The sequence below is a fragment of the Paenibacillus sedimenti genome (assembly GCF_014534655.1).
Classification (GTDB): domain Bacteria; phylum Bacillota; class Bacilli; order Paenibacillales; family NBRC-103111; genus Paenibacillus_E; species Paenibacillus_E sedimenti.
This window is the reverse complement of the sequence record NZ_JACVVD010000004.1, coordinates 119,587-139,958: the sequence shown is the minus strand read 5'-3', so window position 1 is coordinate 139,958 and position 20,372 is coordinate 119,587. Positions and strand designations below refer to the sequence as shown.

The 20,372-nt window shown below is 45.3% G+C and carries 18 protein-coding genes; 15 read left to right on the top strand and 3 right to left on the bottom strand.

Annotation, left to right across the window (positions count from 1 at the left end; all coding sequences use genetic code 11):
- The first annotated feature begins 15 nt into the window (after positions 1 to 15).
- Positions 16 to 1,620 carry a stalk domain-containing protein gene (locus tag ICC18_RS13245; protein ID WP_188174903.1) on the top strand — a complete coding sequence of 535 codons (1,605 nt, stop codon included), beginning with the start codon at positions 16 to 18 and terminating at the stop codon, positions 1,618 to 1,620.
- Positions 1,621 to 1,854: 234 nt separating this feature from the next.
- The gene (locus ICC18_RS13240) at positions 1,855 to 3,279 is read left to right on the top strand and encodes a L,D-transpeptidase (RefSeq protein ID WP_446673941.1); all 1,425 of its coding nucleotides are present in this window, start codon (positions 1,855 to 1,857) and stop codon (positions 3,277 to 3,279) included.
- A 96-nt stretch (positions 3,280 to 3,375) separates the two neighbouring features.
- Here the strand turns inward: ICC18_RS13240 and ICC18_RS34325 are convergent, their stop codons facing one another.
- Entirely contained in the window at positions 3,376 to 3,510 is a 135-nt protein-coding gene (locus ICC18_RS34325; protein ID WP_262495865.1) for a hypothetical protein, read from the bottom strand.
- Positions 3,511 to 3,876: 366 nt separating this feature from the next.
- Between ICC18_RS34325 and ICC18_RS13235 the strand changes: the two genes are divergently transcribed.
- The 8 genes from ICC18_RS13235 to ICC18_RS13200 all read left to right on the top strand — a co-directional run bounded on the left by ICC18_RS13235 (position 3,877) and on the right by ICC18_RS13200 (position 12,089).
- Positions 3,877 to 5,235 (top strand): ABC transporter substrate-binding protein, encoded by a 1,359-nt coding sequence (locus tag ICC18_RS13235; protein ID WP_188174901.1) that lies wholly within the window; start codon positions 3,877 to 3,879, stop codon positions 5,233 to 5,235.
- Between the two features lie 100 nt (positions 5,236 to 5,335).
- Positions 5,336 to 6,241, top strand: a complete 906-nt coding sequence (locus ICC18_RS13230) for a carbohydrate ABC transporter permease (RefSeq protein ID WP_188174900.1) — start codon at positions 5,336 to 5,338, stop codon at positions 6,239 to 6,241.
- A gap of 42 nt (positions 6,242 to 6,283) precedes the next feature.
- Positions 6,284 to 7,123 (top strand): carbohydrate ABC transporter permease, encoded by an 840-nt coding sequence (locus tag ICC18_RS13225; protein ID WP_223192552.1) that lies wholly within the window; start codon positions 6,284 to 6,286, stop codon positions 7,121 to 7,123.
- A gap of 141 nt (positions 7,124 to 7,264) precedes the next feature.
- Positions 7,265 to 8,716, top strand: a complete 1,452-nt coding sequence (locus tag ICC18_RS13220; protein WP_223192551.1) for a PTS transporter subunit EIIC — start codon at positions 7,265 to 7,267, stop codon at positions 8,714 to 8,716.
- A gap of 17 nt (positions 8,717 to 8,733) precedes the next feature.
- Positions 8,734 to 9,567: a PRD domain-containing protein gene (locus ICC18_RS13215; RefSeq protein ID WP_188174899.1), complete on the top strand. Its 834-nt coding sequence runs from the start codon at positions 8,734 to 8,736 to the stop codon at positions 9,565 to 9,567.
- A gap of 161 nt (positions 9,568 to 9,728) precedes the next feature.
- A complete protein-coding gene (locus ICC18_RS13210; protein WP_188174898.1) occupies positions 9,729 to 10,826 on the top strand; it encodes a quinone-dependent dihydroorotate dehydrogenase in 1,098 nt (365 codons plus the stop codon).
- Positions 10,827 to 10,852: 26 nt separating this feature from the next.
- A complete protein-coding gene (gene yjbM / locus ICC18_RS13205) occupies positions 10,853 to 11,656 on the top strand; it encodes a GTP diphosphokinase (protein WP_188174897.1) in 804 nt (267 codons plus the stop codon).
- 4 nt (positions 11,657 to 11,660) lie between these two features.
- Positions 11,661 to 12,089 (top strand): DUF309 domain-containing protein, encoded by a 429-nt coding sequence (locus ICC18_RS13200; protein WP_188174896.1) that lies wholly within the window; start codon positions 11,661 to 11,663, stop codon positions 12,087 to 12,089.
- Between the two features lie 98 nt (positions 12,090 to 12,187).
- Here ICC18_RS13200 and ICC18_RS13195 read toward each other — a convergent pair whose 3' ends face one another.
- The gene (locus tag ICC18_RS13195; protein WP_188174895.1) at positions 12,188 to 12,886 is read right to left on the bottom strand and encodes a hypothetical protein; all 699 of its coding nucleotides are present in this window, start codon (positions 12,884 to 12,886) and stop codon (positions 12,188 to 12,190) included.
- A gap of 202 nt (positions 12,887 to 13,088) precedes the next feature.
- On the opposite strand from ICC18_RS13195, the gene ICC18_RS13190 reads away from it, so the two are divergent.
- Both ICC18_RS13190 and ICC18_RS13185 read left to right on the top strand, forming a co-directional pair.
- A complete protein-coding gene (locus ICC18_RS13190) occupies positions 13,089 to 15,218 on the top strand; it encodes a sensor histidine kinase (RefSeq protein WP_188174894.1) in 2,130 nt (709 codons plus the stop codon).
- Positions 15,215 to 15,862: a response regulator transcription factor gene (locus ICC18_RS13185; protein WP_188174893.1), complete on the top strand. Its 648-nt coding sequence runs from the start codon at positions 15,215 to 15,217 to the stop codon at positions 15,860 to 15,862. The genes ICC18_RS13190 and ICC18_RS13185 overlap by 4 nt, the downstream gene beginning before the upstream one ends.
- A 53-nt stretch (positions 15,863 to 15,915) precedes the next feature.
- Here ICC18_RS13185 and ICC18_RS13180 read toward each other — a convergent pair whose 3' ends face one another.
- Positions 15,916 to 16,419 (bottom strand): thioredoxin family protein, encoded by a 504-nt coding sequence (locus ICC18_RS13180; protein WP_188174892.1) that lies wholly within the window; start codon positions 16,417 to 16,419, stop codon positions 15,916 to 15,918.
- A 166-nt stretch (positions 16,420 to 16,585) separates the two neighbouring features.
- On the opposite strand from ICC18_RS13180, the gene ICC18_RS13175 reads away from it, so the two are divergent.
- From ICC18_RS13175 to ICC18_RS13165, 3 genes are all read left to right on the top strand, one after another.
- Entirely contained in the window at positions 16,586 to 18,145 is a 1,560-nt protein-coding gene (locus tag ICC18_RS13175; RefSeq protein ID WP_188174891.1) for an RsmF rRNA methyltransferase first C-terminal domain-containing protein, read from the top strand.
- A 5-nt stretch (positions 18,146 to 18,150) separates the two neighbouring features.
- On the top strand, positions 18,151 to 18,912 hold the full coding sequence (locus tag ICC18_RS13170; RefSeq protein WP_188174890.1) for a pseudouridine synthase: 762 nt from the start codon (positions 18,151 to 18,153) through the stop codon (positions 18,910 to 18,912).
- A 267-nt stretch (positions 18,913 to 19,179) separates the two neighbouring features.
- Complete coding sequence (locus ICC18_RS13165) at positions 19,180 to 20,364, top strand: S-layer homology domain-containing protein (RefSeq protein WP_188174889.1); 1,185 nt, start codon at positions 19,180 to 19,182, stop codon at positions 20,362 to 20,364.
- Positions 20,365 to 20,372: the final 8 nt, after the last annotated feature.

The following is a 20,372-nucleotide window of genomic DNA, read 5'->3' as shown; positions in this document are numbered from 1 at the left end:
TAAAAGGAGAACGCTATGAAACCCTTTAAACATATTGTAATCTCGTCATTTTTAGCTGCGACATTCCTCGGAGGCTCATCTGCTTTGGCGTCCGGATTGTCAGCAGATGCGCTATTTACAAGCAACGCTCAAATTATGGCAGATGTTACAACGCACGCAGGGATTGGTGATTTTGAAGATAAGGACGGAGATGCGCTTACTGCGGCGTTTCGTTCGCCGAGCAGCGTTGTACAGCTTCCAGATGGAAGTATCTTAGTAGCGGATACGCGTAATCATATCATTCGTAAAATTTCCGGCGGCAAGGTTACGACCTATGCAGGTCCTGAACTTCCCGTTATAACAAACAGCCAAGGATTTCCAACAGGCAGTCTCGTGAACGGCAAACCTAATGAATCGTTTTTCAATGAACCAGCGGGTCTTGCTATAGATTCTAATGGTAATGTTTATGTGGCAGATGCGGCTAATAACGCTGTGCGCAAGATCGATGCCAATGGACAAGTATCCACTTTAGCGGGAAATGGCGTTCTTGGGAATAAGGATGGTCAAGGTGCAGATGCAGCTTTTAATCATCCGAGCGATGTCGCGGTTGCTTCGGACGGAACTGTCTATGTGGCAGATTCTTTAAATCATGTCATTCGTAAAATTACGCCAAATGGCACAGTATCTACACTAAATGCGGCTTCGAAACGAGCAATTCAAATTCGTCCAGGCACAGCTTCTTTTGCCGGCGAGTTTCAGGATGGGAGTCTCTCTACTGCTAAGTTTAATGAGCCCTCTGGTCTAGCTTTGGATAGCAAAGGAAATCTCTATGTAAGTGATACAGGGAATCAGCGCATTCGTTATATTGACTTTAGGACGAATACGGTTGCTACTTTGGCCGGCTCAAGCTCCTCCTATGGTACCAACGAGCTTTATGCTCCAGGGGATTATGCAGACGGCGACGCACTGAAGGCAAAATTCGATTTCCCTAGAGGTCTGGCGATTACGTCAGAAGGCGGTCTATTAATCGCTGATAGTTTGAATCATTCCGTTCGATACCTTCTGAATGGTAAAGTGACTACGATAGCTGGTACAGTGAGTACTGGAGAAGCTGATGGTGTGGAGCAAGCTGCGGAGTTCTACAATCCGACTGATGTGTTAGTCACAGAGCAAGGAAATATCGTTGTAGCTGATGCTTTCAATAACAAAATTCGTAAAATAGCACCATACCAGCTGCCGTCGAACTTACCGGATAATCAAGAAGTTAAAGTTGTGAATGGGAATAAAGTTATTGAATTTGACGCACAGCCTGAAATTGAGGGTGGACGTACGATGGTTCCAGTGAGAGCTATTAGTGAAACCTTTGGCTATGAAGTCAAATATGTAGAACAAGACGGCAAATCCATTGTGCAACTGCTTAATGGCGATGTTACGATTGAGCTTACAATCGGCGAAACGGGAGTTATTCGCAAAGAAGTTAACAAAGCTGACATCAAACAAACAACAGATGTGGCGCCTTACGTGAAGCAAGATCGTACTTATGTGCCAGTTCGCTTCTTCGCTGAGCAAATCGGTTTAAATGTTCAATGGGATGCCGATCATCATACGGCAATTCTGCGTACGAACTCTTTTCTGAAATAAAAAAATGACGGGCGTGGCTGGGGAAACCTTGCACCATGCTCGTCTTTTTTTCTCTTCAAATGATGGGAACTTTTACCGATAAAATGAGTGAGAGTCATACTGGCATGCAGAAAGGAGGGTTGGTGGTTGAAAGAAAAATTTCGAAACGATCAGTTAGAACGATTTTTCCAGTATAACCCGATCGAAGATCCTCTTTATTTGAAAAAATACGTAAAAGAGCATCCTGACCATAAAATGGCGTGGTATTTATTAGGCAGAGAGTATGCCGCACAGGGAAAAGAAGGGAAGGCTGCTTATTGTTTTGCCCAATCCGGAGAGATTTACGAGGCGTTTGAGCGGCAAAAAATAGTTGTTGACGGGCCATTGCGCTCCTTACACTCTGAAGCGCTCATTAAAGAGGCTGGGGCTTTACAAGGGAACAAACCGAAGCGCAAAAGTAAGTTGATCATGCTGCTTGCCATGCTCGTGTTTATTTCTATACCTGCATCGATAGATATTGCTAAGGACAAGATTTCTTTATCTGCTAAAAGCACTGCGTCTGCACCCTCCACTCCGACAAATGTGATATCCAGCGTTACTTTACAAGAGGAATCAAGTAAGCCGAGGTTACATTTCTCGGAAGGGGATTGGGGAGTTATGTTGCAACGCTTACTTTCTGCCTCAGGGGGCGCAGCTGGCGATTCAGTCATCATGGACGCACCGAAGAGCGGAGACGGAAATTGGATTCAATGGAATAAGGCTGTACGGCCTTTAATTGCCATCGAGTATCAATCTGTAGGCGGTAATACGGCGGCACTCAAATACTATAATTCTGAGATATGCGCCTGTCAGGCTGCAGACAGCTCTTCATTGGTTCCTGCTATTGATAGCTGGATGCAAGATCGAGAGCAAGCTATAGTTCTTCAGAGTGCAGTCCAAGCATATCAGCAAAAGACCGGAGTCTTGCCGAATGAAGTGGAGCTGCTTTTAAAGCCATATCCCGACAATCACCTCCCAGGGATATCACCCGAGATGAAATCGATCTTCCCTCAAATAATTGAAAAGCTGCAAGGTCAGTCGCTAAGTGGAACGATAGTTGGGACAAAAAATGCTTCGGACGTAAATAATCAAAAGCTAAGCTCTGCTGGGCAAGACACCTCTGTTAAGTTTCAAGCGAAGGCCAGTACGGATCCCTTCAGAAAACCTCTTGAAATTGTTATCGACACGGAAAAGCATCAACTGGCCCTTGTCAGCGGCTCCTATATCATTCGGAGCTATCCGGTTGGCCTGGGCGGAGAGAAGACGCCGCAAGGTGAGTTCATGATCAGCGAGAAAGTACGAAATCCTAACGGAAAATCAACTGGCGAGTTTGGGAGCAGGGGCATGACCCTGTCCGATACGTTGTATGCGATTCACGGCACTAACAAACCATCCAGCATAGGAAAAGATGAGTCTCATGGGTGTGTGCGTATGCTGCAAGCGGACGTTGAAGAGCTTTATGATATGGTGCCTATGCAAACGAAGGTGACGATCGTAAGGGGAGTCTTGCCTGAGCCTAACGGCGAAGGTAAAGAAGGTTCGGGGAACGGAGCAGGAAAAGGAAATCCTTCACGAGCCTTTAAACTTCCACTGCAAACTGACGATAGCAACCCAAAGAAAACGTACAAATGGCTAGATTGAATATATGGAAAGAGGCTCCTGATACGGAGCCCTTGACAAGATTGGAGAAAGCGATTACAATTCAACTCGTGAAGGTTTCGATCGTTTTACTCAATGTCATTTGTTTAAAACGAGCAGTATAGTCATTGCAATGATAATGGCGAGCAGAACTGATCCAGTCCAGATGATCGCTTTCTTATTGACTTCATCTTTGGTTCTGCGGTTTGCGAGGACAGGTTTGCGTTTTGACATGAGATCACCTACCTATTTCATTGGATTAGAACGATATATTCTATCTTAACACATTGAGCACGAATGATAGAATATGAATGTTTTAAGCAAAATTGAATTCATGTATTGACGATGATGTCAGTATACTGTAATATTTAATCACATAAAGAACGAAAATCAATTGAATATGTCAGTTTTAATAACATGTTACCGCAAGGGCATTAGTTATTGAAGAATGTAAGTCTTCTTCTATAACTATGCCCTTTTTATTTTTGTAATTCTTATCTCGAAAGGGGTTGGTAGCGCAAAACCACTGCAGATTGAGAGGCTTGCGACTAAACAAAAAAGCAACAACAGACTTTATTAAGAAAAGGGAGAGATGGACACATGAATTTGAAAAAATGGTCTACAATGGGCCTCGCGGTATCTGTGGTTTTAGTTGCTGCAGGCTGCGGTAAATCCGCTGCACCAACTGAAACTGCAAAACCGGCTGCTGCTACTGCCGCACCGACTGCTGTTGCATCGGCTGCTCCAACAACCGGAGCCAAAAAATTATCCGGTGATTTTGAAATCCAATACTTCGTCGGCGGTTACGGCGATAAATGGTGGAAAAAAGTAATTGCTGACTTCCAGGCAGCTAACCCGGATTTGAAAATTAAAGAAAGTGCGGGACCAAAAATCAACGAGCAAATGAAACCCCGTTGGATCGCCGGTAACCCACCTGATTTCGTATATATCGATGGACCTGAGCTGTTCGACCGCCAAATGGTGACGGACGGCTTGCTCGAAGATCTGACGGACTGGTACAAAGACGTGAAAAACGTTGACGGCGATAAAATTTCCGATTTGCTAGCTCAACAACCTCCACAATACGATGGCAAAATCTACAACATTCCATTCGTGCTTAACTCTTGGGGTATTTTCTATGATAAAGCCCTATTCAAAGAAAAAGGTTGGGCTGAGCCAAAAGACTTTGAAGAATTCATGAAAACAAGCGAAACGATCAAAGCTGCAGGCATTAATCCGTTCATTCACACTGGTAAATATCCTTATTACATTAACGGCGCTTTCTTGTATCCGGCGATTGTATCCGCAAACAACAACGATTATAAACTTCTTCAAGATATGGCGAATAACAACCTTGAAGCATGGAAAAACCCAGCAATTATCAAAGGTCTGAACAAAATCGTGCAAATGCGCGACAAAGGATTCATTGATAAAGCATCCGTACAAATCAACCATACGGATTCCCAATCCTTGTTCCTGCAGCACAAAGACGCTTTCATTCCAAACGGACTATGGCTGCCTAACGAAATGGCGAAAGACGTTCCGAGCGGATTCGATTTTGGTTTCATTCCTTCGATTACGCAAGATAAAGGCGGCAAAGTGGTTGCTAACACTTCCACTTCTACATTTGCTATCGCTAAAAAAGCGAAAAACAAAGATGCAGCTAAAGCGTTCATGCAATTCGTCTTTGCGAAAGCGCAAGCCGGTCAATGGGCGGAGCTTAGCGGCGCACCTTCTAACATCAAAGGAGACATCAGTTCTTCCAAGGCGCCTAACTTCGTTAAGGATGCTGCGAAGTTCTTGTCCTCTAGCGATACAGTGGTAGTTCCAACCGTATCCTTTGCAGCTGACGTTGACAAGGCAATGCAAGATGCGTCTGTCGCATTGACGATTGGAACCATCACACCGGAAGATTGGGTAAAACGTGTGACTGATGTTGTAGCTAAACAAAAGAAATAGTAACTTAACCCCATTCTTAACGAAAGAGACAGCGCGGAGAACAGTAAGGCTGCCGCCTTATGAGTTCTCCGCAATTTTACTGATAGGACGGTGAGAGAGAATGAAGACCAGCTCAAAAACGTGGAAAAGGAACATGTTCATCGCTTCATTCATCATTCCGACATTTCTGTTTTTCTGCGTTTTTACATTATATCCAGTTATTCAGGCACTCCAGAAGTCATTTTATGATTGGTCAGGGATGTCTGAGAATAGTGAGTTTATTGGTCTTGACAATTTCAAGGAAATGTTTAAAGACCCCATTATTTGGCGGTCGATCGGGAATGATTATTTTCTAGTTGCTGGGAAAGTGATTGGCATCATGCTTTTAGCAACCTTTTTCGCAGTCGCATTAACTCGTTTTCAATTGAAAAGCTCCGGCTTCTTTCGGGCGATTTTCTTTATTCCTAACGTAATTTCTGTCGTTGTTATCGGCGTTCTATGGAACTTCATTTATAATCCGCAAATCGGGTTTTTAAACGCTTTTCTATCCCTTTTCACAGGGAGCAAGGTCGACATCGCCTGGTTAGGATTTCCACAGCATACCATCTGGATGCTACTGCCTCCAACGATTTGGGCAGGTATAGGTTTTTACATGATCCTGATGATTGCCGCAATCGTGAATATTCCTGCTTCATATTATGAAGCGGCTAATATAGACGGAGCGGGACAATGGTCGCAATTTCGCAACATCACCATGCCGCTCATCTGGGAGCAAATTAAGGTTTCAATCATCAATATCGTAATCACAACACTGAACGGATCGTTCGTTATTGTGCAGTTAATGACGAATGGAGGACAACCTGACAATACGACCCATGTGATGGGATCTTATCTGTATCGGATGGCGTTTCAACAGTATCACTTCGGTTATGGAGCTGCCATCGGCGTGGCAATTCTCATCATTTCATTGGTTACGACCCTAATCCTGCAACGTATCATGCGCCAAGAAACGATCGAAATGCATTAATGCCATCCTAGAAGATGATACTGAAGGAGGGAAACCATATTTATGACTATTAAAAATCCATTAGCTAAGCTATCTATTTGGGTCATTCTCCTTATATGGAGTGTTGCCGTTATATACCCGCTATTGTGGACACTATTGGACGCATTGAAAAATAATGAGCAGTTCTTCTTAAACATGCCTTGGGCGCTTCCCGAGTTTCCGCTGCTATGGTCGAACTTCAGTTATGTATGGAGTAAATATAATTTCAGCACTTATTTCATGAACTCGATCGTCGTAACCGTGGGAAGTACGCTCCTTGGTATGATCTTATCCGCAATGACGGCATACATTCTTGCAAGATATGAATTTAAAGGAAGTAAGCTGTTGTTCACGATCTATATCTCGTCGATGATGATACCTTTTGCGTTGGCCTTGATTCCTTTATTTTTCTTACTGAATGATCTGCAGTTAGTTAACACGTGGCTAGGTCTAATTCTTGTGTATGCTGCGCTTAACCTGCCATTCGGAATATTCTTGCTTGTAGGATTCTACAAGTCATTACCGAAGGAAATCGAAGAGGCCGCGATTATCGATGGCACTTCGCATTACGGAACCTTCTTCAGAGTGATGCTGCCCTTATCGCAGCCGGGTCTCATCACCGTCATGATCACCAACATGCTGAATAACTGGAATGAGTATTTCTTAGGAGTCGTATTGACGAATGAACCGACGAAGTACACGCTGCCTATCGGACTTGCGGTTATGCAAGCTGAGATGCAGTACCGGGTCGAGTGGGGGCCGTTATTCGCAGGTCTGCTCATTACAACACTTCCGACGCTGATCGTGTACATCGTTTTCCAACGCCAAATCGCAAGTGGTATTACGGCGGGCGCAGTTAAATAATTCTCATATGTATTCGAGAAAAAACACCTTCTCCTAGAGGATTTTATCCTTTCAGGCAGGTGTTCTTTCTACTATAATTGGTCTTGTGCAAGAGCAAACAAGAATCGGCCAAACTTGTGGGCTTAACTTAGGTGAAATGACATGAAATTAATGTACATCCTGCAAAAAGTTGGACGTTCTTTGATGATACCGATCGCAGTGCTGCCGGCGGCATCTATTTTATTGCGAATCGGAAAAATGAAATTCGAAGATCCGCTGCTTATACAGCTTGCTCAAATATTTGAGTCAGGCGGCAGCGCGATATTTGATAATTTGCCATTGATCTTTGCCGTGGGCATCGCCATAGGACTCACGTCCGGCGAAGGAATTGCTGCACTAGCTGCAACTGTAGGCTATTTGGTCTTCGATAATGTGTTAAAACATTTTCAAGCAGGAACGACGGCAGCGGACAGAGTAGATATGGGCGTGCTTGGCGGGATGTTGGTCGGCATATTGTCAGCGACCTTTTTTGATAGATTCCAATATATTCAACTCCCAAAAGCGCTTGGTTTTTTTGGCGGCAAACGATTCGTTCCCTTAATAACAGCCCTTGTCATGGTTATACTTGGAGTGGTGATGGGATTCGCATGGCCTCCTGTGCAAAAGGGGATTAGTGCTGTTGGATTATGGATTGTTGATAATGGCAATATCGGCGTACTCATCTATGGGTTCATGAACCGTCTCCTTATTCCAACAGGGCTTCACCATATTATTAATAATATTGCCTGGTTTCAAATTGGAGATTTTGTCACTCCGGCAGGGAAAGTCGTGCATGGCGATATATCGCGGTTTTTCGCTGGGGATCCCGAAGCCGGGCTATTCATGACAGGGTTTTATCCTGTATTTATGTTCGGTCTTCCAGCAGCAGCGCTAGCGATGATACGAAGCGGTCCACCTGCTAACCGCCATATATTTGTTCCGCTGATGCTGAGCGGCGGGCTGATTAGCTTTTTAACCGGTATCACGGAACCGATCGAGTTTGCCTTTATGTTTGTCGCTCCGGGTTTATATTTCATCCATGCTTGTTTGACAGGCTTTTCCATGATGATCATGCATATTTTGAATGTGAAAATGGGCTTTGGCTTTTCCGCCGGCTTCATTGACTTGGTATTGAATTGGAATTTATCCACGAAACCGTATTGGATCATCGTTGTAGGTATCGCATACTTTTTCTTATATTATTTTACGTTCCGTGTCTATCTTCATTTCTTCCCTTCTAAATTACCGGGGCGTGAAGAGGTGTCCGAACAGGAAGAACTTGAAGCATCCGAACCTGTGGAGCCGAAAGAAAATCGCATAACCAGCATTTTAAAATATATAGGCGGGCCTTCGAACATTATTTCCATTGATGCTTGTATAACGCGTCTACGCTTACTGGTTAAAGAAGAAAGTCTCATCCTGGACGGTGAGCTTAAGCAACTTGGGGCTATAGGGGTAATCAGGCTGGGGCAAGGCAATGTCCACGTCGTGTTCGGAACGGAATCGGAACAAATTCGTGAAAGTATGAAGCCTATGCTTCTCGCATATAAAGAAAAAAAATCAGGACAAACCTAAGAATTCGGAGGTGTCTTATGATTGAACGGACGATTATTCATGTGCTGTCTCATAACGTTGTGATGGCGCATCTATCATCAGGGAAAAATTCGATCGCCTTCGGGAAAGGGATCGGGTTTAAAAAGACACCGGGCATGGTCATAGCTGAAGGTGAAATTACACAAGAATTTCTGCTTCATACTTCCGAAGTGCTTAAAAATTACGAACAAATTCTAAACGCAGTTGATGTGAAGATTATCGGAATTACCGAGGAAGTCATCGCCTATGCCCAAGGAATGCTTGAGGGCGCTTTTTCAGAAACAATTCATGCCTCGCTGGTTGATCACATCAATTTTGCGGTGGAACGGCAAAAACGGGGCATTTTTATCACAAATCCTTTCGCGTATGAAATTCAATATATGTACCCTGAGGAATATAAGGTGGCCAAGAAGTCAGTGGAGTTCTTGAACGGTCATCTAGATGTCAAGCTTCCTGAAGACGAAGTCGCATTTCTGGCTATGCATTTTAACGGAGCGAGAAAGAAGGAGCAGGCTTCCGGCTCCCTGGCCGTAGTTAGAGTCGTATCGCAGACGATTGAATCCGCGAAAGAGCTGGGGTTTAATTTCGAAGACTCGTTCTCTACATTGCGTTTTATTAGTCATTTGAAGGGTCTTATCGAACGGGTGAAACAAAAAAAGACATTGCAAAACTCACTGCTGGATAAAATTAAAGAGGAGTACGGAGATACGTACGTAAAAGCGAAAGTACTGTCTTTGTTTCTCACTGACGCTCTTCAAATGGAAGTCCCTGATGATGAAACCGGCTATCTGACGATGCATTTGGAGAGATTGCTTCAACGAACGGAAGCTTGATTGCTCCATTGCTCCATATAAACTTTCTCATTCCCTTGCGGCCTTGCGGATGCGGGGATTTTTCATGTGTAATTCGTTTTGTAACCTTTCTGTCGATTGCATATTTGGACATTGTCGGATAAACTGACTGTTAGAGTACTTACAGAACGGAGTGCATGGACATGCTGTATAAGAAGTTAGGTAAACCGATTTTTTTTCGAATGGATCCTGAAAAAGCACATCATCTCATCATCGACAGTTTAAGTGCGGTAGGCGCTTTTCCTGGGGGGAAGCAACTCCTTAAAGCGATGTGGGGCGTCAACTATTCGCCTCTATTGGCACAGAATCTATGGGGAATCGAATTCGCTAATCCGATCGGACTCGCTGCAGGCTTAGATAAAAACGCAAAAGCGGTCAAAGGTTTCTCACAGCTCGGCTTTGGATTCATGGAAGTCGGGACGATTACGCCGAAGCCGCAACCGGGCAATGAGCAGCCACGGCTGTTTCGCTTGCCTGAAGATCATGCGCTTATCAATCGCATGGGCTTCAACAATGTGGGTGTAGAAGAAATGGCACGTAACCTGCAAAAGGTTGGAAAACGTCATATTCCTGTGGCCATTAATATAGGTAAGAATAAAATGACGCCGAATGAACAGGCTGAAGAGGATTATCGGGCTTGCATCCGCGCGTTATATACATATGGCGATTTCTTTGTTGTGAATATTAGCTCACCAAATACGCCGGATTTGCGTAACTTACAGCATGGGAATGATTTGTGCAGATTGCTGGATGCGGTAACCGATGAGATGCAAATTCAACAAGAGAAGCACCGTCATCCGGGCAAACCGGTACTGGTTAAAATCGCGCCGGATCTAACGGACGAAGAGCTTGAGCTGACAGCAAAAACGATTAAAGACAGCGGTGTGTCGGGAATTATCGCTACCAATACAACGCTTAGCCGAGATGGGCTTCAAAATGCGAATAAAGAACAAGCGGGTGGACTCAGCGGTAAGCCGTTAACGAGACGATCGACCGAGGTGATTAGCCGCGTGTACCGACTAACGGATGGGAAGCTGCCGATTATTGGGTCAGGAGGAATATTCTCCGCTCAGGATGCCTATGACAAAATACGGGCTGGCGCTAGCCTTGTAGAAGTATACACAGCATTAATTTATGAAGGACCTGGGCTACTCAGCCGTTTAAACGAGGGTCTTCAAGATTTACTTAAGCGAGACGGGTTCACACATATTTCCCAGGCAATCGGCGCAGATCAGAAATGACTTCATTTGGAATGGAGGCCAGAAAGATGGATGGACGAGACTGGAAAAAATTTCTCCTGCCCTATGAACAAGCGGTAGAAGAGTTAAAAGTTAAATTCAAGACGCTGCGCGGCGAGCTTAAAAGCAGGGAAGAGTACTCCCCGATTGAGTTTGTGACGGGGCGCGTCAAAAAAATATCGAGCGTACTTGAAAAAGCGAAGCGGCTAAGCGTTCATATGGACCATTTGGAATCGGGAATCGAAGATATCGCCGGAATTCGCATCATGTGTCAATTCGTGGAGGACATTGATCGTTTGGCTGATCTGATTCGATCTAGACAGGATATGAGCGTTGTCTACGAGAAAGACTACATTACGAACAAAAAGCCAAGCGGCTATCGAAGCTTTCATATCATTATCGAATACCCGGTGCAAACCGCTTTGGGCATGAAACGGATTTTGGCAGAAATTCAAATTCGGACGCTCGCCATGAATTTCTGGGCAACGATTGAGCACTCTTTGAATTATAAATATAAAGAAAAACTTCCTGAGGATGTTAGAAATCGGTTAAGTAAAGCGGCAGAGGCGGCTTACCTGCTTGATCAGGAAATGTCCAGCATTCGCGGTGAAATTGTCGAAGCACAGAGGATGTTTGAAGATAACTCGAACTTGGTGAATAAAGTGCTGAATTACATTCAGGAGCTATACTTTTATCATCGTGTACGTGAAGCCGCGCAATTTCAGTTACGGTTTAATGAGATTTGGGAAACGGAAGATGTATGGGCTCTGAGTGATCTGGCATCAGAAATTGAAGCAGCGATCTCTCGAGCTAAAAAAGGAGACCAATCTTGATCCTATGAGTGCATATGACCGATTGTATGTCGCCTACTTGTATTATTTTAACGAGGTTAGGGATTATTTTGAATGTCATGAAGTGATGGAGGAGCTTTGGCTGGAGGAAGGTCGAAGTCCGCTATACCAAGGTCTGCTGCAGGTTGCAGTAGGCCTTTATCATCATGCGAATGGTAACGTAAGCGGTTCTATTAAGCTGTTTAGCGCTGGACTGGATAAATTAGGACCTTATCCGGCGCATACGCTTGGTATCGACTTGGCAAAGCTGGTTCAGGACAGCTCGTTGTATTTGGAGAGGCTGAGACGGTTTAATGATGAGCCTTTTGCTCCTTACGATTTGGACATTCAGATTCTGGATGATGAGCTTCAAGGACTTCTTGATGAGTTGAAGCGTAATCCGCCTATACATGATGAAGAGGATAGTCATGCTTAAGGAATGACAAAACGGAAATTAAAAAAAGGACTGCACACCGGCATTGGTGTATGCAGTCCTTTTGATTAGGGGAGATCATGCGAGGGATTCCATTAGACTTAGATTTGTTGATTTTGTGTCGTGGAAGTGGAAGAAGATGAGGATACAGAAGCATAAGATTCGAAAGCGAGGATAGCTCCAAACCAAACGAAGACGAGGTGGATTAAGGAGAAGGAGTAATTGAAGATCGGGAGATGAACGAACTGGCTGATGATGAAGATACCAATATTGATAAAGCACAGAATACCAGGTCCCTTGGATAAAACCCGAGCTTTGATAGAACTCAGGCCAGTTAGCAGCAAACCAATGAGGATGCAAGGCACAATCGGAATAAGAACGGCGAGCTGAAAAGGAAATTTGTCAATGGATAAATTGTTGATCTGGTCGGAAATGACCTTTAGGGCCGCATCGTCTTTGATGCCGTCGAACATGATCGGGTAGGCAAGAATTTGAACGGGTCCATGAAAGATTTCCAGCATTAAGCCGATAAACAGAATCGGGAGCGCGATCCATCCCCACTTCTTAAGCCCGGAAGACTGTCTGAGGAATAATCCCGGCAAACCTAGCAAAATCAATGTGGAAGCGTATGCCAGCAAAACATGAAGATTAACCGCTTGATTTACAAACGCAGGAATGTGAGCAACCGAATCCGGCACATCCTCACCATGCAAAACCTGCCCAATGACACCCATGATACCACCTAAAAATAACGTCCAACCTGAAAAACGAAGAAATCCTTTGGGTACTGAAATGCTCATGTAAATCCTCCTTGTGATTAGCTTTATGTTCCATATCATACCAGCAGGATATATCCCAACACATAGAGGAACCCATTCCCAAAGGCTGGGAACTTGTTTTGGGAAGTTTGCAGCAGCAGTTAAAAAGCATTTACGCATAATCTACGTGACTGCTATAATTTCTGTAACCAGAGAGAAATAGAAGGATTGTGATATCATATTAATGAAGCTCATGCGAATAGTCGTGTTCGTCCTGTGTCTATCTATATTGGTTTTATTCATCGCCAGTATTCCAGCGTTTTTTAAGGAAGTCAAAGATCATTGCGCTTTGCAAGGATGTGAAGCCTACTATATCCCACCTCCCGCTCCAGGATGGTTGGAAACGAACGGCATAAGCCCGGTCCAGTTCGCGGTCGGTTATGAATTGATCTATATCTTGTTCGGTTTATCGTATATGATCGCCGGGGCCATCATCTTTTATAAAAAATCGAATGAGATGTTAGGGCTGTTAGGGTCGCTAATGCTATTTATTTTAGGATGCACCTTCACTCCCATTACCTTTGCGGTCTCCGGATATCATCCTATTATTCAATTTTCTATTCGAATTCTTGAAGCCACCGGGTTTTCGGCATTTATTTTTTTCTTTTTCTTATTTCCAACAGGGCGATTTGTACCGAAATGGACATTAATTCTTGCGATATTGCTAAGCGTTATTAGGGCTCCTGGATTTATTGCTCCCGATACGGTATTTGATTTGCAAAACATTTCTGAAATACTTTTCTTTGCTTGGTTTTTCATTTGGACGGCTTCCCTTGTTGCCATTCAGTGGTACCGCTATAAGAAGGAAATGGGACCTTTGGAGCGGCAACAAACGAAGTGGGTCGTATACGGTCTTTCGTTAGCATTATCAGGATTAATCGGTTTAACGGTTGTTTTCATTATTTGGGAACCGAAATTGAACAACGATCCTTTTTTAATGTACGCTTTGGAAATAGGGATTCATCTTTCGATGATCATTATCGCGATCACTTTAATAATGGCGATATTAAGACGCCGATTATGGGATATTGATCCTCTTGTAAATCGAACGCTGCTTTATGGGATATTGACCTTTTGTGTGGTCGGAGCTTATGTGGCGAGTGTCTGGTATATTGGAAGGCTCTTGAACTTGCAGCACCATCTATTTGTTTCCCTTGTCGCGACAGGAATCGTTGCCGTTATGTTTGCTCCAGTGAAAGAGAAAGTGCAGCGCTGGATTAACCGATTGATGTACGGTGAGAAGGATAATCCATATTCGGTGCTAACGAAGCTGGGCAAAAAGCTCGAGGAGCCGCTGCCGCCTGAAGAAGTGCTCCTGGTTGTAGTGCGTACGATCAGGGAAGCGCTGCGGCTACCGTATGGATACCTTGCCTTTCAACAGGATGGCGAAGTATGGATGACGATTAAAGATGGGAAACCTCAGCCGGAGTGCGAGGAACATTTCATTGTACATCAAGGGGAAGTGTTAGGATCGTTGTTTTTGGCCCCAAGAGCTATCGGAGAACCCTTCACGCCATCGGATCGGAGCTTCATAGAAACTTTGATTCGCCAGGCAGGTGCTGTAGTCAAGGGAGTGAAGGTGTCTTTAGAACTGAAGGTACTGGCAGCCGACTTGCAAGAATCGAGGGAGCGTCTGGTTTTGGCCAGAGAAGAGGAACGCCGGCGTTTGCGAAGTAACTTGCACGATGATCTGGCACCACGATTGGCGTCACTGGCGCTAACAGCAGCAGCGGCAGAAGAGCTGCTCGTGACGGATAAGCAAGCGACGAAAGCCATTTTGACCGAGCTCCGATCCACGATTCGCAGTACCGTTGCGGAAATACGAAGCATGGTTCATGAGCTGCGTCCCCCGGCGCTTGATGAACTGGGAATTGTCGGTGCGATAAAAGAAAGAATGAACGATGTGTCTTCACCGATTCAAAGGGTACAAAAATGGGGAGGCCTTCCCGATTTGCAATTTCATCTGAATGTACCTGCTGAGCTTCCTGCACTTCCTGCTGCCGTTGAGGTGGCTGCTTATCGCATTGTCACTGAAGCTATTGTTAATGTCGTTCGTCACTCCGGGGCAAGTATTTGCAGCGTCAGCTTGATGATAGATGAACCTGCAGGCATGCTCAATTTGGAAGTGCTTGACAATGGCACAGGGTTCGGTAGTAAAACCCGACAAGATAAGGTTGGCGGTATTGGTCTACAATCCATGCGAGAGCGTGCTGAGGAGCTGGGCGGAAGCTGTAAAATCGAAAAAGGTTCACAAGGCGGAACGCGGCTCATTGCGTTATTACCGGTGAATACCCAAACGGAGGAAAAACCATGAAAACATTGCGACTTGTCATTGTCGATGACCACCCCCTGTTTAGACATGGGGTATGCACGTTATTCAGTACGATACCTGATCTCGAGGTTGTAGGGGAAGCCGCGTCTGGAGATGAAGCCGTACAGCTTGCCGAGGAATTAAATCCTGATGTTATGCTTATGGATATTCGCATGCCGGGTTTGAACGGAATTGAAGCGACCCGACGCATTGTGAGTGCGAACCCGAATATTCAAATTCTAATTCTTACAATGTTTCAAGACGATTCTTCTGTATTTACTGCGATGCGCGCAGGTGCAAAAGGATATGTACTGAAAGATGCGGAAAAGGATGAGCTTTTACGTGCGATTCGTGCTGTTGGCAGCGGAGAAGCTATTTTTAGCAGCGGTATTGCTTCGCGCATGATTGAGTATTTTTCAATGGCACGGCCGGCTGCGCAGGAGGAATTATTCCCCGAACTTTCTCAGCGCGAACGAGAAGTCTTATATCTGATGGAGGGCGGTTCAACGAATGTGCAAATCGCGCAGAAATTGGAGCTTAGCGGCAAGACCGTGGCCAATTACGTGACCAATATTTTAAATAAGCTTCAGGTAGCTGATCGGGAAGAAGCCATGCGGCTGGCGAGGGAATCGAGGCAGCGGTTGTAGGTTGGGGAGAAGTAAAAAGCAGTGGGAACTCCCGCTGCTTTTTTTGAGACTCTTTAACTTTTATATTTTTGGAAAAATGCTTTGAAAGTTTCCGGTTTGTTGCCTACGGCAGAGTTGCCTTCGGGTACCCCGCCAACGATGCGATCTACTTCCACCCCGTCTTTATAATAAACGAGCGTAGGCGTAGACTCGATTTTGTATTTTTGCCAGCCGTCATTGTATTCCTGCAGGTTAAATTGTTTTACATCAATACCGAGTTCTTTTTGAATTGGAACAAGAACAGGCGTGGTCACCTTACAGTGCGGGCAAGTGGAGGAATAATAGTACTGGAAAAATGACTCTTTGTTTTTCAGCTTCTGGTCCAAATCTTTCGGTAAAATGACGTTCTGATAGTTCGGGTCGTTCAATTGTTTCACAGTTTCAGGATGCAGCTTGGACACGGATACGCCATAAGGGTTGTAGGGATAGTCCGCTGATTTGTTCGACTGCTGGTTAACGAAGTACAAGCCCCCGAATAAAATAACAACGATGCCTAGATAGATAAGCAGCTTCTTCATTATGCACCTCTTTAATATATATATATATATATTTCTACATAACCTTCTATAAAAAGTATAGCATATCCTGTCCTGTTTTTGAAAAAAATTGGCTGTTTCGTGACAAGTCGGCTATAATACCGATAGGTTCCAAGGAATAGCTAGAACGGAAAGGGAAAGATGAAGCATGAACAACAAGCTGCCTGCCGCATTTACAGAGAAAATGAGCGATCTGCTGGGCAGAGATGAGTTTGAATTATTTATGGATTCTTATGATCAGCCACGGGTTTATGGATTGCGGGTGAATTCGGGCAAGATTGGGATTAATGAGTTTCTGGTAAAGAGTCCATTTACCCTGAGCCCAGTACCATGGGCTTCGGAGGGATTTTATTACGAAGAGGGCGAGAGGCCGGGTAAACATCCTTACTACCATGCAGGCCTATACTATATTCAGGAACCTAGCGCTATGGCACCTGTTGAATTATTGAATGTCCAACCTGGGGAGAAAGTGCTTGACCTATGTGCTGCGCCTGGCGGGAAATCCACTCAAATCGCTGCAAAGCTTCAAGGCGAAGGCGTATTGGTTGTGAATGACAACCACTCCGACCGGGTGAAGGCTCTGGTCAAAAATCTCGAGTTGTTCGGTGTTCGAAACGCGGCGGTATTGAATGATAAGCCGGAGCGGATGATGGCTGTTTTTCAAGGCTATTTCGATAAAATATTGATCGATGCCCCATGTTCGGGGGAAGGCATGTTCCGCAAGGAGGAAGATATGATGTCGCAATGGCAGCGCCATTCGGTGACAGAGTGCTCCGTCATGCAGCGGGAATTGCTTGGACAAGCTGCGCACATGCTGGCTCCCGGCGGCACGATGGCATATTCGACTTGCACGTTTTCTCCTGAAGAGAACGAGGCGCAGATCGCTGAGTTTCTGGATAAGCATCCGGATTTTGAGGTGGCTCGGGTACGGCAAAAGGAGTTTGAGGCTGGGCGGCCTGACTGGGTTCGAGCCCCCTGGTGTATAGAGGGTGCTTATTCGGAACGGGCTTTGGAAGCAGTAAGCGGCACGGCTCGATTATGGCCCCATCGGTTGAAGGGCGAGGGGCATTTTGTGGCTGTGCTGCAGCGGAATGCAGTGAACGATAGTGGTAGGGTAGGGGATCGTGATGCAGCTCGAGCTGGAGGGAAGGATGCCGATCAGCGGATGATGGATGCCGACATTGTGTCGGCATCGGTGGAAGGGAAGCGCAGCGGCCGTGAGGCGCTGCGGCGGGTTGGCCGCGCGGAAGCACCGCGCGCGGCTGTGAGCCTGGAGCCGCTGCAGGCGTTCGCGGGCGAGCTGCTGCGCAGCGAGCCCTTCGCCGCCGGGCGGCTCGTGTGCTACGGCGACCACGCGTATGCGTCGCCGGCGGGTTTGCCCGAGCTGCACGGACTGAAAGTCGTGCGGCCGGGCTGGTACATCGGCGCGCTGCACCGCGGCCGATTCGAGCCGTCCCATGCGCTAGCCATGGGACTGCGGCTTGGAGAAGCCAAGCGCGCGCTGCGCTTGGCTTTGAGCGACGGGCGAGCCCTTCGGTACTTGAAGGGCGAGACCCTCGAGGTCGCGGAGAGTGAAATCCTCCGCGACTCCGACCAGGCAGCCAAAGGCTATTGCCTGGTCTGCATAGACGACCATCCCGTCGGCTGGGGCAAGTGGCACGACGGGATGCTGAAGAACGAATACCCGCCAGGTTGGAGGTGGACTTAACCGTTATGAAACAAACACAGAGGCTCGATAAAATACTCGCCCACATGGGCATCGGCACGCGCTCTGAACTCAAACGTCTCACCAAGTCTGGGTCGATTTTCGTCAACGGCGTGAAAGTAAAAGATAGCGGGATACAGGTTAATCCCGACAAAGACCAGATCATGGTGAATGGGGAAACCGTTGTTTACCGTGAGTTCGTTTATTTGATGATGAACAAACCACAGGGTGTTGTTTCTGCAACCGAAGACAACCGTGACCGAACGGTCGTGGATCTGCTTGATGATGCATACACACCCTTCGAGGTGTTCCCGGTAGGCCGTCTAGATAAAGATACCGAAGGCTTGTTATTACTGACAAACGATGGGAAACTGGCCCATAATTTGCTTTCCCCACGGAAACACGTCTCTAAAACTTACTTCGCTAAAGTCGAATGGGAGGTTGAAGAGGCGGATAGGGAAGCATTTGCACAAGGTGTCACCTTGGACGATGGATACGAGACACTTCCTGGGATTTTGAATATTTTGAACGTTGGAAATAAGTCGGCTGGTGAGCCATCAGAAATTGAACTTACCATAATGGAGGGGAAATTTCATCAGGTTAAACGCATGTTCCAAGCAGTCGGGAAACAGGTCGTTTACTTGAAACGCATATCCATGGGGCCTCTGAAGTTGGATGAAAATCTGCGCCTGGGCCAATCGAGAGAATTATCTGAAGATGAACTGCTAGCCCTACGCAATGCACATGAAACCATGGATAGTGAAAACTAGGGATTGATCAATCTACCACTTTGTGGTATTTTAGTTAAAGATATAACATTGTATGCGTGCGGAAGAACCGCCCATGCTCTCGCTAAAGCTCAATTGGCGATTGCTGGGCGGTTTTTTGTTGCATTTTTTTGTCTGATTATAGGTGGAAAAGGTAGACGTTTCCAGAAAAAATGTGTCATACTACCGTTAATGAGGAAGTCACATTTTGGATGGGATAATAAATCATGTGCATTTTAAGAGACTAATGTTCTAAATGGAGGATTATTTATGAAAAAGAAAATGGCTGTACTTTCAGCTGCTTTAATGATTTTTGCCTGCAATGCAATCCCGATTATGGCCGATGACCATGCTTCAAGCTTTGCCGATCTAAGTGATCATTGGGCAAAAAATTCTGTAGCAATAGCAATTGCAAAAAAGTACGTTGACGGTTATGGCGACGGAACATTTAGGCCGGAGAATTATGTCAGTACTGCGGAATTCATTAAGATGGTAGTCACAGCGACTAAACTTCCTGTTACCGGCAATACGGAAGGGAGGGAGTGGTATGTCCCTTATGTTAAGGCGGCAGTTGATAAGGGGATCGTTCAAGAGGATTCTGTCAATATCGATGTACTTAATATGCCAATTTCTAGGGTTGAAATGTCTAAAATTGCTGTAAGAGCAACTGATCCAACGCTGCAGCAAAAGTATGTAAATTTAAACAATCAAGGGGCAATGTTTACTGCGGCAAGCAAAGGGTTGATTCAAGGGCTTGCAAAAGGTGAGTTGGCTCCGGATGGAAGTACTACCCGTGCACAATCTGTCACGATTATTGAACGCATACTTAGCTTAAATAGCGGTGAAAAGCTGGAAACCGACAAGTTGGCCATTTCCAATGCAGAACTCGCTTTTAAGCGGACAAATCTATTTTCTATGATTCCTGTGTTTGGTGGTAAGCAATATGATGAAAATATGTGGAATCCCTCCAAGTTAGTCATGGAGACTCCCGATGGAAAATACAAAGGGGTAATTGATCAGATTATAGCTATTGATATGGCTAATCCGAATGATCCAAATTGGGAAGCTGCAGGGGATATCAGCAACTTGAAGTGGTGGGTGCCGGGAACAACGACTGCTAACTCTTACATCAAAGATTACCCGGATAGTTATTTGATAGTAGTTAAAAGGCATGTGGAGTTTAGTAAAGACCCAAATGCTTATGGGGACATGCCTCCTTTCCTTAACTTTTATGGGATAAAAAGTCCCGATCTTTCAGCAGCAAATAAGGGGACTTTGAACTCTATTGCAGAAGTATTCGTTATAAAGCCAGGGGATACTTCCATGTATATAATTCCTAAATCGGGGTTTAAAACTAACGTTAGCGTGCAGCTGGATATTTCGGCCCCTGCTATTCCGCCTCAGAAAGACTATGGTAGAACAATCGTGGATATCTTAGCTCCTAAGACAAATTAAGGAGGTAT